Source organism: Marivita sp., assembly GCF_020055635.1.
Classification (GTDB): Bacteria; Pseudomonadota; Alphaproteobacteria; order Rhodobacterales; family Rhodobacteraceae; genus Marivita.
In genome coordinates, this window is record NZ_JAIPUT010000008.1 from 59,969 (window position 1) to 74,521 (window position 14,553).

The window sequence follows — 14,553 nt, forward strand, 5'->3', positions numbered from 1 at the left end:
TGCGTCATTCCAGCGTGCGCCATGCAATTATGCGTTGACTCGCGCGCGGTCCCGACCGTTCCTGTACGTCAAGGAAGATGCGCGGTGAAAACCGCTCAAGGGGAGGGACAAGATGACATTCACCAGACTCGCATTGGCGAGCACGATGCTCACCGGACTGGCCGCGACCGCGACCGCCGAAGAACTGCGCTTTGACGATCTGTACATCATCGGCGACTCGCTCAGCGATGCGGGCACCTATTCGCAGTCGATCATCGCCGCCGGCATGGGCGCTCTGCCGGTCATCAACTACAAGTTCCTGACCAACGCACCGGACGGATCGTCGCTCACCTATGGTGAGGTGCTGGGGCAATCGCTGGGCCTGGACCTGGGCCCGAATGTCTATTCCGCCGTTCCGCTGGCCGGGCAGGACGCGGTGCAACTGGGCGGCACGATCTATGCCGAGGGCGGCTCCCGCGTGACCGATCCGACCGGCATCGGCTTCAATCCCGCCCAGGGTGTCACGACCCGGCCGCTCTCCGAACAGGTGGACCGGCTGCTCGCGGATCGCCCGTCGTTCGGAGACAACGACCTGGTGATCCTCTGGGGGGGTGCAAACGATGTCTTCGCCCAGGCCGGGGCTGTCGACAATGGCCTGATCGGGCCACAGGACGCGGCGGCCAACATGGCGCAGGCCGCCACCGAACTGGTGGGGCTGGTCGACCGTGTCAAGGCGGCGGGGGCCGAGTCGGTGATCGTCGTCACCATCCCCGATATCGGCGAGACGCCGTTCGGCCTGTCGCTGGGGCCGCAGGGTGCCGCGTTTCAGACAAGCCTCGCGGACACGTTCAACGCCACGTTGCTGGCCTCCATCGGCGACAAGGCGGTGGTTGTCGACGCGGGCAAACTGCTGACCGCGGTGCAGAACGACCCGGTCCGCTATGGCTTTACCGCGCCCAATGCCGCCACCGTCCCGGCCTGTCCCGGCAGCGCCATCAGCTGTGTGCAGGGGATCAACGCCAGCCCCGACAGCGAGGACCGCGTGTTTGCCGACGGGGTGCACCCGACCACATCCGCACATCAGATCTTCGGTCAGGCGGCTTTTGCCGGGCTTCAGGCCGCCACCCAGACCGGCGCGATCTCGGTAGCGACCATGACCGCGCTGCGTCAGCACGGGCTGTCGATCGAGAACCGGATGAACCCGACCGTGCTGCTTACCACCGATGAAAACGGAAATACCCGGCGCCGCGAGGTCGGCGAGGTCGATGTCTATGCGAGCCTTGACGTGGGCCGGTTCGAAGGCGACGCCCAGCAGGTGACACCGGGGCTCGAGGGCAATACCAAGGTGCTCAAGGCCGGTGCGGACGTAGCCGTTGCCCCGAATGCAACGATCGGCGCCGGGATCAGCCTCGACTACGGCGAGGTCGAATTCGACAATGACGCGGGAAGCTTTGACACCGACCTGATGATCGGCGTCGTCTTCGGCCAGATCGCCTTGTCACCCAAATACTATGTGAACGCGGCCTTCGGCGGCGGCCGCATCAATGTCGACGACATCACCCGCAGTTTCACACTCGGTCCGGCGACCGAACGCTACACCGCCGACACCGAGGGCGACTACCGCTTTGCCCGGATCGGCGGCGGGGCGCTTTATGCGCTGAACGACCAGGTGCGGCTCAACCCGTTTGCGCATTACACGTGGGAAAAGGTGTCGATCGACGGGTTCACCGAATCCGATGGCGCGGCCAGCCTGTCCTTCGGCGACACCGAGTACGAATCCAGCCGGATCACCGCCGGCCTGTCGGCGATCTTTGCCCCCGCCAACATGGATGGCTGGGCCTTCAACCTGCGCGGTTCGATCGAGCATGATTTCAACGACGACCCTCTCGAGGTGTCGCTTGGGCCCAATGCGGACACGCTTGGCAACGTCTCGGCACCGCGCCCGGATCAGACCTGGGGGTATGTCTCGGGGTCGGTGATCCGGGATTTCGGCTCTGGCGCCTATCTGAGCCTGACCGGATCAAGCTCTGTCGGGCTGGACGGATCACGCGGCTTCACGGGGGCCGTGACCTACAAGATGACGTTCTGAGCCCGGCGCGGCAAAGCGCGGGCAATTGTTACAGTATTGAAACAAAAAAAGGGCTGCGGATCACGCAGCCCTTTTCAAATCCTGACAGGAAACTGCGCCTTACCGGCCCCAGCTGCGCACCGGACCGCAATCCATGTGGACGAAATTCGACCCGGAGTACCGGCCGACGCCGCCCGCCTTGCACGCACTCGCAGCGCGGGCAATCTGCCCGACCGACCGCGAATTGAGCCGCAGGTCGGCCGCCTGGCCCTTGAGATGCAGGGAATTCTTGGCAACACCCGAACTGCGGCTGCGCAGCATGGCATTGGTTTTCGGGCTGCGATAGCCGCTCAGAAGCATGTAGGGTTCGGAAACATCCATCATGTTATGCGCCGCCGCCATGATGTCGATGGTGCGCAGATCGATGGATTTCACATCATTGGTGCGCCAATCGCGCATGAAGACATGAACCTCCTTCACCGCGTCCTTGATATACTCGCCCTCGATCCAGTAGATCATGTCGATCCGTTCGCCGGTTCGGCCCGAGTACATCTTGATCCGTCGGATATCGCCGCCGCCGCGCAGGAACCCTGCCGCATTGGAGTAAGTCGGCGCTGCGGATACTGCTGTGGCTGCAAATGCAGTAAGCAATCCGCGGCGCGTGAAGCCGCCAGATACTGTGTCAGTCATCTTGAAGTGCCTGTCCCGTGTTCACGTTTGCCTTGGTGTTCGCGCCGTTCCGCGAAGCTGCCGAATGCCTAGAGTGTGCAGAAACTATGACACATGAAGAATCCCAACAAAACCTAAAGTTCCGCGAAAATTTTCAGTTCAAGGGGTTTCGGCAGAATCCTGCTTAAATTGTGATCCTGTGTTAGAGTTGCGCGACACCCGCGCCAGGCGATGCATCCGGGCCGCAGGGCCGTGGCAAAAGCGATCCTGAACGCTTTTGTGAATGGACACTCTGCGGGCGGGACGAAACCATGTGAACAACCTGTGCGCTAACGCGTTGTTTTGATATGATTATAGGAGATTACGGAATGAGCGACCGGAAAGTTCTGAACGGCGTGGCAGCGATTGCGCTTGTAGCGGCAAGCTACCTGGCGCCGCAACAGGCCGCTGCCGTTCAGGTCACTGCATTTCAGCAGGCGGTCGCCGAACGCGTCTCTGCGGACGAGCAGGTCGCCGCGTTTTACCGCGACCGCGGCTTCGACCCGGTCTGGACGGGCGGAACCGCCGCCGACCTGGAACGCCGGACCGCCTTGCTCGAGGCGCTGAGCATGGCCTCGTTCCACGGTCTTCCCGCTGCCCGCTACAATGCCGAGGCGCTGCTGTCGCGCATGGCCGCCGTGCGCTCGGGGTTCGATCGCGGCGCGCTCGAAGTGGCGCTGACCGAACTCTATCTCGACTTTGCCCGCGATCTTCAGACCGGCATCATCGACACGCCGTCGCGGGTGCGCAGCGCGATCGTGCGCGAGATCCCGCGTCGCGAGACCGCGTATTACCTCGACGGGCTGCTGTCGGATTCGCCGCGCGCCTTTCTGGCGTCGCTGGTGCCGCAGTCGCAGGAATACGCGCGGCTGATGAAGGTCAAGATGCGGCTGGAACACAACGTCGCGCATGGTGGCTGGGGCGCGCCTGTCCCGTCGGGCAAATACGAACCGGGCGATACCGGGGCCGGGGTCGTCGCGCTGCGCGACCGGCTGATCGCGATGGACTATCTCGACCGGACCGTGACGGCGCGATATGACGAAGCGATCACCGACGCGGTGCGCGGCTTTCAGGAAAATCACGGGCTCACCGTCGACGGGGTTGCCGGTGGCGACACGCTCAGCGAAATCAACGCCACCGCGCAGGACCGGCTGAAATCGGTGATCGTGGCGATGGAGCGCGAGCGCTGGCTCAACAAGCCGGGCGGTCTGGGCGACCGGCACATCCTCGTGAACATCGCCGATTTTCAGGCCCGCATCTTCGATCAGGGCAAGATGACCTTCGAGACCCGCTCTGTCGTCGGCCATCAGGAATTCGACCGCCAGACCCCCGAATTCTCGGACGAGATGGACCATATGGTCATCAACCCGAGCTGGTACGTCCCGCGGTCGATCATCGTGGGCGAGTACCTGCCGAAACTGCGCAACAACCCCGGCGCGGTGTCCCATCTGGTGATCACCGACAGCCGCGGCCGGGTGGTCAGCCGCAACCAGAGCTTTGCCGGATACACCGCGAACAGCTTTCCCTTCGCCATGCGTCAGCCGCCGGGGCCGCGCAACGCCCTGGGGACGGTCAAGTTCATGTTTCCCAACAAGTACAACATCTATCTACATGATACGCCTGCAAAAAACCTGTTCTCGCGTGAGGTGCGCACCTATAGCCACGGCTGCGTCCGCCTGAATGATCCGCACGAGTTCGCCTATGCGCTGCTGGCACGACAGACCGACGATCCGGTCGGGTTTTTCCAGTCGCGTCTGCGCACGGGTAGCGAAACGCGGGTCAACCTCGATCAGCCGGTGCCGGTGCACCTGATCTACCGCACCGCCTTCACCAAGGCCAAGGGTCAGACCCAGTTCCGCCGCGATGTTTACGGCCGTGACGCGGCGATCTGGGACGCGCTGAGCGCGGCAGGGGTGGAGATCGGCGGCATTCAAAGCTAAACCTGCGGCCAGTCAGGCCGGAGGCGCGGATGCCCTACACGATATCACAGATTGCCGACGCCCTTGGCCTGCATGCCGAGGGCGACATGTCGCTGATCGTGACGGCCGTGGCGGAACCGGCACAGGCCGGCGCGTCGGACCTCGCCCTTGCGATGAAGCCGGAATTCGCCGATCAACTGTCTTCCGGCAAGGCCCGCGCGGCGATGCTCTGGCACGGCGCGGACTGGCGCGCCTTCGGCCTTGCAGCCGCTCTGCTGGCACCGCGCCCGCGCTATGCCATGGCGGGCCTGTCGGCGATGATGGATGCCGGCGCGGGCTATGCGCCGGGCCGTCACCCGACAGCCGTGATCGACCCGACGGCGATATTGGCCGATGACGTGTCGGTCGGCGCCTTTGCCGTGATCGGGCCGGGCGCCGTGATCGGCGCGGGATCGGTGATCGGCGCGCAGGTCTTTGTCGGCCAGGGCGCCCGCATCGGTCAGGGCGCGCTGCTGCATCCCGGGGTGCGGATCGGCCACGACGTGACAATCGGCGATCGCTTCATCGCGCATTTCGGTGCCAGCATCGGCGCGGACGGATTTTCCTTTGTCACGCCCGAACCCTCGGCCGCCGAAAAGGTGCGCGAAACCCTTGGCGACCAGGGCGACGCCACGGCGCAGAGCTATGCCCGCATCCATTCGCTGGGCAGCGTCACCATCGGCGACGACGTGGAACTGGGTGCCAACAGCTGCATCGACCGGGGCACGGTGCGCGACACGCAGGTCGGGTCCGGCTGCAAGTTCGACAACCTTGCCCAGATCGGCCACAACGTGGTGATCGGCACGGATTGCCTGATCTGCGCGCAGGTCGGCATCGCCGGATCAAGCCGCATCGGCAACAACGTGGTGCTGGGCGGCCAGACCGGGGTCAGCGACAACCTCTTTATCGGTGACAACGTGATCACCGGCGGCGCCACCAAGGTGCTGTCGAACGTGCCGTCGGGGCGCGTCATGCTGGGCTACCCGGCGATGAAGATGGACACGCAGCTTGATCTCTACCGGCAGCTGCGCCGCCTGCCGCGCCTGATCGCGGATGTGGCGAGGCTGAAGAAAGCGGTTTCAAAGCCCGACCCGAGCGACTAAATCACGGCGCAGACGCAATCAGTCCGGGGTGAACACATGAGCGTGAAGGACAGGGTCATTCGCATCATCGCGGAACAGGCCATGATCGAACCGTCGGATGTAACCATGACGGACACGATGGCGGATCTGGGCATCGACAGCATGGGCCTTGTCGAATGCATCTTCGCGCTTGAGGAAGAGTTCGACATCGAAGTGCCCTTCAACGCCAATGAACCGCAGAAAAGCGATTTCGACATCTCGTCGGTGGCGTCGGTCGTGGACGGGATCGAGCGGCTGGTCGCCCTGCAAAAGGATTGAACCGGAATGAAACGCGTGGTCATCACCGGGGCGGGAACGGTCAACGCGCTGGGGCTGAACGTGGCGGACACGCTTGAGGCGATGCGCGAGGGGCGCTGCGGCATCGGCCAGCTGTGTTTTCGCGACGTGGAGCGGCTGGCCATCCAGATCGGCGCGCAGGTGCATGATTTCGACGAGGCGGCGCATTTCAACCGGCAGCAATTGTCGCTGTATGACCGCTTCACCCAGTTCACCCTGATCGCCGCCCGCGAGGCGCTGGCACAGGCCGGGCTTGAGTTTTCGGACGAACTGGCGGCCAGGTCCGGGGTCGTTCTGGGCAACTCGGGCGGCGGCATGACGACGCTGGATGAAAATTACCGCAGCGTCTACGAAGAGGGCAAGAACCGGGTGCATCCCTTTGTCGTGCCCAAGCTGATGAACAACGCCGCCGCAAGCCACGTGTCGATGGAGTTCAACCTCAAGGGTCCGTCCTTTACCGTGTCCACCGCCTGTGCGTCGTCGAACCATGCCATGTCGCAGGCGTTTCAGATGGTGCATGGCGGGCTGGCCCCGGTGATGGTCACCGGCGGGTCGGAATCCATGTTGTGCTTTGGTGGGGTCAAGGCGTGGGAAGGATTGCGCGTCATGTCCAAGGACGCCTGCCGGCCGTTTTCGGCCAACCGCAACGGCATGGTGCAGGGCGAAGGCGCGGGCGTTTTCGTGTTCGAGGAGTATGAACACGCGCGGTCGCGCGGGGCCGAGATCCTAGCCGAAATTGTGGGATTCGCGATGACGTCGGACGCCTCCGACATCGTGATGCCCTCAAAGAACGGCGCGGCGCGCGCCATTGCCGGGGCGCTGGCCGATGCGCGGCTCAACCCCGAGGACGTGGGCTACATCAACGCCCACGGCACCGGCACGGCGGCCAATGACAAGACCGAATGCGCCGCTGTCGCCGATGTGTTCGGCGCCCATGCCGACCGGCTGATGATCTCGTCCACCAAGTCGATGCACGGCCATTGCATCGGCGGCACCGGCGCGATCGAGCTTCTGGCCTGCATCATGGCCCTGCGCGACGGGGTGATCGCGCCGACCATCGGCTATGAGGAACCGGACCCGGAATGCGCGCTTGACGTGGTGCCCAACGTGGCACGCGATGCACGGGTCGAGGTGGCGCTATCGAACGCCTTTGCCTTCGGCGGGCTGAACGCCGTGCTGGCGCTGCGGCGGGTGTGAGGCGGCAAGCCTGTTCGAACAGGCTTGAAACCCCGTTTCGAAACGGGGTGGCCCGCATTTTCGAAAATGCGGATCAGAGCCTTGCAAGGCTCTGGCAAGACCATTCGAATGGTCTTGGCACCGCGCGCCCGGTTTCCAGATCCTTAACGTTGCTGGTGCCATACCCCGTCCCACGATGCGCATCGAGCGGGAAGGGTCACTCCCATGCCGCGACAGTTAAACTGACACTCTCTTGTTCCCCGTCATGGGGCGACCCTGAGAAACCGGTTTCACGAAGGCCCCTGACAGGGGCGCAGGTCACGGGGGACACCCCGCCAGATGAGAGAATGTCAGGCCAAAGAGCGGCGCCGCTTCTTTCCTTCCAATACGTCATCCCGGGCCAAGACCCGAAGACCTGATGCCGGACAGATCCGCGGGTCACGCCCGTGGATGACGGCGCAGCATGTCCGCGGCCCTGTGCCGGCACCCAAGCAGGCCCATTGCACTTTCCCGCAACACATGGCCATCTGCGGCCATGAATTTTGCCAGCCGCATCACCCGACTTCCGCACGCTTACGACCTTGACCAGGGGGCCGATGCGCGGGACGCCGTGCCGTGGGCGACGGGCGACGTTGCCAGGCTGATCGACGGCGCCTGCGGGTGCAGCCCCTATCTCAAGTCGCTGGTCGAGAAAGAGGGCGGCTGGCTCGAAACGGCGCTGGACGATCCCGAGCGCGCGTTGTCGGACGAACACACCACCTTGCGCGCCACAGCCCCCGATGCGCTTGCCTCGCGGCTGCGGCAGGCCAAGCGCCGGGTGGCGCTTCTGACCGGGCTGGCCGATCTGGCCGCTGTCTGGCCGCTGGAAACCGTGACGCAGGCGCTCACCGATTTCGCCGATCTTTCGGTGCACCTGGCCCTGCGGGCCTGTGTCGGGCACGAGATCAAACGCGGCAAGCTGCCTGGCCAGACCGAGACTGACGCCGAACAGGCGGGGGGCATGGTGGCGCTCGCGATGGGCAAGATGGGGGCCGGAGAGCTGAATTACAGCTCGGATGTGGACCTGATCTGCCTCTTCGACGAAACCCGGTTCGATCCCGACGACTACCACGAGGCACGCTCCAGCCTTGTGCGCGCGACGCGCAAGATGTGCGCGATGCTCAGCGATCTGACCGGCGAAGGCTATGTGTTCCGCACCGATCTGCGGCTGCGACCCGATCCGTCGGTCACGCCGGTCTGCCTCGCCATGGAGGCGGCGGAGCGCTATTACGAGAGCCTTGGCCGGACATGGGAACGCGCCGCCTATATCAAGGCGCGGCCCTGTGCCGGGGATGTTGCGGCGGGCGAAAAATTCCTCAGGACGCTGACGCCCTTCGTCTGGCGCAAGCACCTTGATTTCGCCGCCATCCAGGACGCGCATGACATGGTGCAGCGCATCCGCGACCACAAGGGACTGGGCGGCGCGATCACCCTGCCGGGCCACAACATGAAGCTGGGGCGCGGCGGCATCCGCGAGATCGAGTTCTTCACCCAGACCCGCCAGATCATCGCCGGTGGCCGCGACCCCGACCTGCGCGTGCGGGGTACGGTGCCGGGGTTGGCGGTGCTGGCCGAAAAGGGCTGGGTGCCGCAGGACGTGACGCAAACCCTGACCGACCACTACCGCGCCCATCGCGAGGTCGAACACCGGGTGCAGATGCTGCGCGATGCCCAGACCCACGACCTGCCGCAATCCGAAGGCGGGTTCGACCGGCTCGCCGCCTTCATGGGCACCGACCGGACCAGCCTGACCCGCGAGCTGCGCGCCCGGCTGGAAGAGGTGCATGACCTGACCGAAGGCTTCTTTGGTGGCGAAACGGCCCCGGAGAGGTCCGGCTCTGTGCCGGACGAGTTGACCAATTCCGAGATCGTCAGCCGCTGGCGCACCTATCCCGCGCTGCGCTCGGCGCGCGGCAGCGGCATCTTCGAACGGCTGCAACCCGAGATCCTGGGTCGCCTGGCCAAGACCTCGCAGCCGATGGATGCGCTGATGGCGTTTGACGGATTCCTGAGCGGACTGCCCGCGGGGGTACAGGTGTTCTCGCTGTTCGAAGCCAATCCGCATCTGATCGACCTCTTGATCGACATCGTCGGCGTATCGCCGGACCTCGCACGCTACCTGTCGCGCAACGCCTCGGTGTTCGACGCGGTGATCGGTGGGGATTTCTTTGCCGACTGGCCGGGTCAGCCAACGTTGCGCGCTGCCTTGTCCGACGTGCTGGCGCGCGAAGCGGATTACGAGAACAAGCTCAACACCGCCCGGCGCTGGGGCAAGGAATGGCATTTCCGCATCGGTGTGCACCTGCTGCGCGGCCTCATCGGGGCCGAGGAGGCGGGCGCGCAATATGCCGATCTGGCCGATGCCACGCTGGGTGCGCTGGCCCCCGAGGTACAGGCCGAGTTCGCCCGCAAGCACGGCCCCTGTCCGGGGCGCGGCGCGGTGGTCCTGGGCATGGGGAGCCTGGGGTCGCGGCGGCTGCACGCCAAGTCCGATCTCGACCTGATCGTGATCTACGATCCGGGCGACGCGGAGATGTCCGAGGGCCGACGCCCGCTGGCGCCCAGGCCCTATTACGCACGGTTGACACAGGCGCTGATCACCGCCATGACCGCGCCGATGGCCGAGGGCCGGATCTACGAGATCGACATGCGCCTGCGCCCGTCGGGCAACCAGGGACCGGTGGCCACCAGCCTCACCGCCTTCGAGACCTACCAGACGTCCGACGCCTGGGTGTGGGAGCACCTGGCGTTGAGCCGCGCGCGCGTCATCGCGGGGCCGCGGGACGTCGCCGCCGACGTGGCGCAGGTTCAGGCGGCGGTGCTGTCCGCGCCGCGCGACCGCGACACGGTGCTGCGCGAGGTTGCCAGGATGCGCAACCGCATCGCCGCCGCCAAGGGGCGGGGCGATCCGTGGGACGCCAAGCTGGGGCAGGGCCGGATGCAGGATATCGAACTTGTCGCCCAGGCCGCCGCGCTGCTGGCCGGAGTGCCGCTGGGGTCGGTGCCCGACGCGCTGACGGACGGGGCGCGCTGCGGCTGGCTGTCCGACACCGACGCTGCCACCCTGAGCGACGCGTACCGGCTTTGCTGGTCGCTTCAGATCGCCTCGCGCCTGATTTCCGAAAGCCCGATTGCGCCGGAAGGCGACAACAGCGCGGCATCGGATTTCCTGTGCCGGGTCACCGGCGCGGACAGTATCGCAGGGCTGAAGGACAGGCTCGGGGACAAGGCGGATGACGCCGCGCAGGTGATCGACGCGGTACTGCCGGATGTGACAGGGGACAGCTGAGATGCGCAAGGGCGACGCCACCGACCCGAAAGGCCTGATCGCGGAATCGTTCCGGATCGACGGGATCACCTACGAGGAATGCCGGTCGATCTTCCTGGACTGGGCTTTGGCCGTCCCGGTCAATGCCGACAGCACCGCGCTGATCGAGGAACTGCTGGCCCGCCATCCGGTGCCGGATCACCCGATGACCCATGTCCTGCGCGAGGGCCTGACCGCGACAACCGCCCCCAGACGCCGAGGCGGCTGGAAGGGTCGGCGCAGTTGAGGCGCAGGCTGCGACGGGGCTGATTTCAGGATCATCAAACGAAAAAGGCCGCCCCGGGGCGGCCCTGTCCAGATCGTCGCTCCGGCGTGTCAGCCGTTGGATGCGGCCGGGGTCGGGTTGGCCGGCGCGGCGGATGCGACGGGCTTGGCCTTGCCGCCATTGAGCGGATCGTCCTGGCGTTGAACCGAGCCTTCGAAATGGGCACCGGATTCGATCGCGATGGTCTTGTGGATGATGTCGCCCTCGACGCGCGCGGTGGCGGTCAGTCGAACCTTCAAGCCGCGCACGCGACCCACGACACGGCCGTTCACGACCACGTCGTCGGCCATGACTTCCCCCTTGATCGTGGCGCTTTCGCCGACGGTCAGCAGATGCGCACGGATGTCGCCCTCGACGGTGCCTTCGACATTGATGTCGCCGGTCGTCTTGAGGTTGCCGGTGATGTGCAGATCGCTCGACAGGATCGACGCAGCGGGCTTTGCCTTGGGCGCGGAGGCCTTGAATTCCGAAGACGACGGACGCGACGAGTCAGGCATGGCCGGCCTCGGCGAACTGACGTCATCGGCCTTGGGGCCGGGCTCGTTGATTTTGCTTTTAGAAAACATCGTTTGCAGCCTTGATGTAGATCATGGGGTTGACGGGTTTGCCGCCGACACGGACTTCGTAGTGTAGGTGCGTGCCGGTGGAACGTCCAGTGTTCCCCATAGCAGAGATACGATCCCCGCGCGAGACCCTTTGACCCTTCTTCACATAGAGTTTCGAGTTATGCGCATAGCGCGTCTCGATGCCGAACTCATGCTGTATCTTGACGAGCCTACCATATCCTGATTGCCAGCCCGCGAACGTCACCACACCGTCCGCGGTGGCATAGATCGGCGTGCCATGCGCCCCGGCGAAATCGGTGCCGGCATGCAGGCGGCCCCAGCGGTATCCGAATCCGCTGGTAAAGCGGAACGAATCCTTGATCGGCATCGCGAAGGGGGCTTTCTGCGCCGCGATCCGGTACAGGTTCAGCCGGTCCATCTGGTTCAGGATGCGATTGGCGCGCAGCACGTCCTCGGAGGGCAGTGCTTCGCCGCGTGTCGAAAGGCTCAGCGGCGTCAGCGGGCCGCCCTGGCCGGAATAACCGCGCCGCACCTGGTTGAGGATGCTGTCGGCGTCCATGCCCGCCGCCTCGAACATCTTGTCGAGCGGCTTGACCGACACCGTCATCGCCTCTTCGAGCTGGCGGAAGATGGTGTCGTTCTTCTCTTCCATCAGCTTGATCTCGGTGGCCATCTCGTCGGCCCGGATCAGCGCGTCCTGCGCATCGGCGACTACCTGGTCGCGTTCCTCGGCGGTACGCGCCAGCGCGGTGGACAGGAAATCGAGCGTCGTGGTGTCAACCTCTCCGGAAGAGGCGAGGGCGGCACCGCCATCCTCGATCTCGGTGCGCAGCGCGGCCAGTTCGGTGCGGACCTCCTCGCGGGCCCGGATCGCGTCGCGCAGCTTGAGCTGCACCGCTTCAAGGCCGGATTCCAGTTCGACGCGGCGGGTTTCGGCATCCAGCAGGTTGGACTGCATGACCGACACCTGCTCCAGCGCGGTGTTGAAGCGCTCCTGCGCGGCGACGGCCTCGGCGGCGCGGGTGTCGCGCTCTTTCGACAGGATGTTGAGCCGTGTCTGGTATGTCTCGAGATCGCGTCGCGCCTGTTCGCGGAAATTGCCCGAGCCGATCGAGTCCATCAGCAGCACTGCCGTGGCGATGATGCTCCAGGCCAGAACAAGAGAGGCGCCGCCGAACGCGACGGCCTGGGTGCTTGATTTCAGTCGGATGAAGCGGGTGTCGGTGTCGGAGCGCAGAAACAGTCGGCGTTCCGGAAAAAAGCGTTCAAGTATGCCATGCAGTCTTATCGCAAGTCTTGTGCGCACCTGTATGTTCCTCTGTCCCGTCCCTCGATCACGTCTCCAAAGCCCCAACTCCGGACGCGCATCCGTTACGGCCTTACCGAGACATTCGGAAATTGGCAACATTTTTGGACCACCGGGACGCCCAGCCGCGCGATACCCCGCCGAATTGGCGAAATTTCGCCGATTTGTTCGAGGCTTACAGCCTGTTGCGGGAACCACACGGTGCCGTCGGGACGGGTCACCCGGTCTCTGTCAGCGGCCAGTAGAAATCCGGTGGCAGGCCCGCCTCGGCGCGCTTTTCCTCGTTGAAGGGCGGTTTCAGGGCGCCCTTGAAATACCGCCGCACCAGGCTGTGGAAGGCCTCCTTGGGGTCCTGTTCATGCCGCCCGCACAGGAAATGGAACCACTTGGAGCCATAGGCCACGTGGCTGACTTCCTCGGCATAGATCGTCTCGAGCGCGGCTACCGCGCCGGTCTCATTCGCCTTGCGGAAAATCCCGATCATGCCCGGCGTCACGTCGAGCCCCCGCGCCTCGAGCACCATCGGCACCACGGCGAGCCGTCCCATGAAATCCTCTGCCGTGTCCTCGGCGGCGCGCCACATGCCGGCATGGGCGGGCAGGGCGCCGTAGAAACTGCCCTGTTCCTCAAGACAGTCGCACATCAGGTTGAAGTGCTTGGACTCCTCGTCGGCCGCCCTCACCCAGTCATCGTAGAACCCCATCGGCATCGGCACATGGGCAAAGCGCGGGATGATGTCCCAATGCAGGTCGACGGCGTTCAGTTCGATATGCGCCACGGCATGCAAGAGCGCGATGCGTCCCTGCGGGCTGCCCGGCTTGCGCTTGGGCACGTCGCGCGGATCAAGCAGAGCAGGCGCGTCCGGGCGCGACGGGCGCAGGGGCGGCCGGGCCGCACCTATGGGCAGCGGCGTCCCGGCGGCGCGCGCCGCGGCCCATCGCGCGGCGTAATCCCGGGATTTCGCGGTTTTCTCCCGCCCGTCCGCGGTCGTCAGGACGTCCACCGCCATGTCGCATAATGTCATCATGACACTTTAGGTCGCGCGCCACGCTCCGGAATGCAAGAGCGCGTGCTGCCCTTCTCCGGTTTCCAAATATCCAAAAGACCGGTCTGCGTTGCGCCATCGGTTCGGCCTCATGGAGGTCGGGTGCAGGTCGGGTGGGACTTTCCCGCGCGCCGCAGGCGCGCCCCGGTCGGATCGGGCACAGCCCGATCCGACCCGAAGCCTCACAAAGCCCTGGCCGCTTCCAGAACCTCTTCGGCATGGCCCGGCACCTTGACCTTGCGCCAGGCGCGGGCGATCCGGCCCTCGGCGTCGATCAGGAAGGTCGACCGCTCGATCCCCATGAATGTCTTGCCGTACATGGATTTTTCTTTCCAGACGCCGAAATCCTCCGACGCGGTGCCATGTTCGTCCGAAATCAGCGGCACGGTCAGCTTTTTCTTGGCCATGAACTTCTCGTGGCTTTCCAGGCTGTCCTTCGAGATCCCGAAGACCTTGACGCCCAGCTGCGCGAACTCGGTCTCGAGCCCGGTAAAGGCCTCGTTTTCCTTGGTGCAGCCCGACGTATCGTCGCGCGGGTAGAAGAACAGAACCACCGGGGTTCCGCGCAGGCCGGCCAGCGAAACCTCGCTGTCCTCGCCGCCCTGTACCGGAAGTGTGAACTCCGGAGCCAATTCCAGTGTGTCGCTCATGACGCTATCCTTTAAAAGACAAGAAACGGGAAAGAGGGAGATGTCCC

Annotated in this window: 12 protein-coding genes; 7 read left to right on the forward strand and 5 right to left on the reverse strand. The window is 64.9% G+C overall.

Features of this window, described 5'->3' with window-relative positions:
- Positions 1 to 112 precede the first annotated feature (112 nt).
- Entirely contained in the window at positions 113 to 2,068 is a 1,956-nt protein-coding gene (locus tag LCF60_RS06245) for an autotransporter domain-containing protein (protein WP_292290456.1), read from the forward strand.
- 99 nt (positions 2,069 to 2,167) lie between these two features.
- Here LCF60_RS06245 and LCF60_RS06250 read toward each other — a convergent pair whose 3' ends face one another.
- Positions 2,168 to 2,737 (reverse strand): DUF882 domain-containing protein, encoded by a 570-nt coding sequence (locus LCF60_RS06250; protein ID WP_292290458.1) that lies wholly within the window; start codon positions 2,735 to 2,737, stop codon positions 2,168 to 2,170.
- Positions 2,738 to 3,084: 347 nt separating this feature from the next.
- On the opposite strand from LCF60_RS06250, the gene LCF60_RS06255 reads away from it, so the two are divergent.
- The 6 genes from LCF60_RS06255 to LCF60_RS06280 all read left to right on the forward strand — a co-directional run bounded on the left by LCF60_RS06255 (position 3,085) and on the right by LCF60_RS06280 (position 10,900).
- Complete coding sequence (locus LCF60_RS06255) at positions 3,085 to 4,695, forward strand: L,D-transpeptidase family protein (protein WP_292290460.1); 1,611 nt, start codon at positions 3,085 to 3,087, stop codon at positions 4,693 to 4,695.
- A gap of 29 nt (positions 4,696 to 4,724) precedes the next feature.
- Complete coding sequence (lpxD, locus tag LCF60_RS06260) at positions 4,725 to 5,816, forward strand: UDP-3-O-(3-hydroxymyristoyl)glucosamine N-acyltransferase (protein ID WP_292290462.1); 1,092 nt, start codon at positions 4,725 to 4,727, stop codon at positions 5,814 to 5,816.
- 36 nt (positions 5,817 to 5,852) lie between these two features.
- Positions 5,853 to 6,113, forward strand: coding sequence for an acyl carrier protein (locus LCF60_RS06265; protein ID WP_292290464.1), 261 nt, complete (start codon positions 5,853 to 5,855; stop codon positions 6,111 to 6,113).
- Positions 6,114 to 6,119: 6 nt separating this feature from the next.
- Positions 6,120 to 7,328 (forward strand): beta-ketoacyl-[acyl-carrier-protein] synthase family protein, encoded by a 1,209-nt coding sequence (locus LCF60_RS06270; RefSeq protein ID WP_292290466.1) that lies wholly within the window; start codon positions 6,120 to 6,122, stop codon positions 7,326 to 7,328.
- A 514-nt stretch (positions 7,329 to 7,842) separates the two neighbouring features.
- Positions 7,843 to 10,635, forward strand: coding sequence for a glutamine-synthetase adenylyltransferase (locus tag LCF60_RS06275; protein WP_292290468.1), 2,793 nt, complete (start codon positions 7,843 to 7,845; stop codon positions 10,633 to 10,635).
- A gap of 1 nt (position 10,636) precedes the next feature.
- On the forward strand, positions 10,637 to 10,900 hold the full coding sequence (locus LCF60_RS06280; protein ID WP_292290470.1) for a hypothetical protein: 264 nt from the start codon (positions 10,637 to 10,639) through the stop codon (positions 10,898 to 10,900).
- An 89-nt stretch (positions 10,901 to 10,989) separates the two neighbouring features.
- Here the strand turns inward: LCF60_RS06280 and LCF60_RS06285 are convergent, their stop codons facing one another.
- The 4 genes from LCF60_RS06285 to LCF60_RS06300 all read right to left on the reverse strand — a co-directional run bounded on the left by LCF60_RS06285 (position 10,990) and on the right by LCF60_RS06300 (position 14,506).
- Positions 10,990 to 11,505: a polymer-forming cytoskeletal protein gene (locus LCF60_RS06285; RefSeq protein WP_292290472.1), complete on the reverse strand. Its 516-nt coding sequence runs from the start codon at positions 11,503 to 11,505 to the stop codon at positions 10,990 to 10,992.
- Positions 11,495 to 12,811 (reverse strand): M23 family metallopeptidase, encoded by a 1,317-nt coding sequence (locus LCF60_RS06290; protein ID WP_292290474.1) that lies wholly within the window; start codon positions 12,809 to 12,811, stop codon positions 11,495 to 11,497. The genes LCF60_RS06285 and LCF60_RS06290 overlap by 11 nt, the downstream gene beginning before the upstream one ends.
- A gap of 217 nt (positions 12,812 to 13,028) precedes the next feature.
- Complete coding sequence (locus LCF60_RS06295) at positions 13,029 to 13,838, reverse strand: ferritin-like domain-containing protein (protein WP_292290476.1); 810 nt, start codon at positions 13,836 to 13,838, stop codon at positions 13,029 to 13,031.
- Between the two features lie 200 nt (positions 13,839 to 14,038).
- Positions 14,039 to 14,506: a peroxiredoxin gene (locus tag LCF60_RS06300; RefSeq protein WP_292290477.1), complete on the reverse strand. Its 468-nt coding sequence runs from the start codon at positions 14,504 to 14,506 to the stop codon at positions 14,039 to 14,041.
- Between the last annotated feature and the right edge of the window lie 47 nt (positions 14,507 to 14,553).

Coding starts and splice junctions, on each gene's coding strand:
- LCF60_RS06275 (WP_292290468.1), top strand. CDS start 7,843: ATGAATTTTGCCAGCCGCATCACCCGACTTCCGCACGCTTACGACCTT.
- LCF60_RS06255 (WP_292290460.1), top strand. CDS start 3,085: ATGAGCGACCGGAAAGTTCTGAACGGCGTGGCAGCGATTGCGCTTGTA.
- lpxD (WP_292290462.1), top strand. CDS start 4,725: ATGCCCTACACGATATCACAGATTGCCGACGCCCTTGGCCTGCATGCC.
- LCF60_RS06280 (WP_292290470.1), top strand. CDS start 10,637: ATGCGCAAGGGCGACGCCACCGACCCGAAAGGCCTGATCGCGGAATCG.
- LCF60_RS06265 (WP_292290464.1), top strand. CDS start 5,853: ATGAGCGTGAAGGACAGGGTCATTCGCATCATCGCGGAACAGGCCATG.
- LCF60_RS06285 (WP_292290472.1), bottom strand. CDS start 11,505: ATGTTTTCTAAAAGCAAAATCAACGAGCCCGGCCCCAAGGCCGATGAC.
- LCF60_RS06295 (WP_292290476.1), bottom strand. CDS start 13,838: ATGATGACATTATGCGACATGGCGGTGGACGTCCTGACGACCGCGGAC.
- LCF60_RS06300 (WP_292290477.1), bottom strand. CDS start 14,506: ATGAGCGACACACTGGAATTGGCTCCGGAGTTCACACTTCCGGTACAG.
- LCF60_RS06250 (WP_292290458.1), bottom strand. CDS start 2,737: ATGACTGACACAGTATCTGGCGGCTTCACGCGCCGCGGATTGCTTACT.
- LCF60_RS06270 (WP_292290466.1), top strand. CDS start 6,120: ATGAAACGCGTGGTCATCACCGGGGCGGGAACGGTCAACGCGCTGGGG.
- LCF60_RS06245 (WP_292290456.1), top strand. CDS start 113: ATGACATTCACCAGACTCGCATTGGCGAGCACGATGCTCACCGGACTG.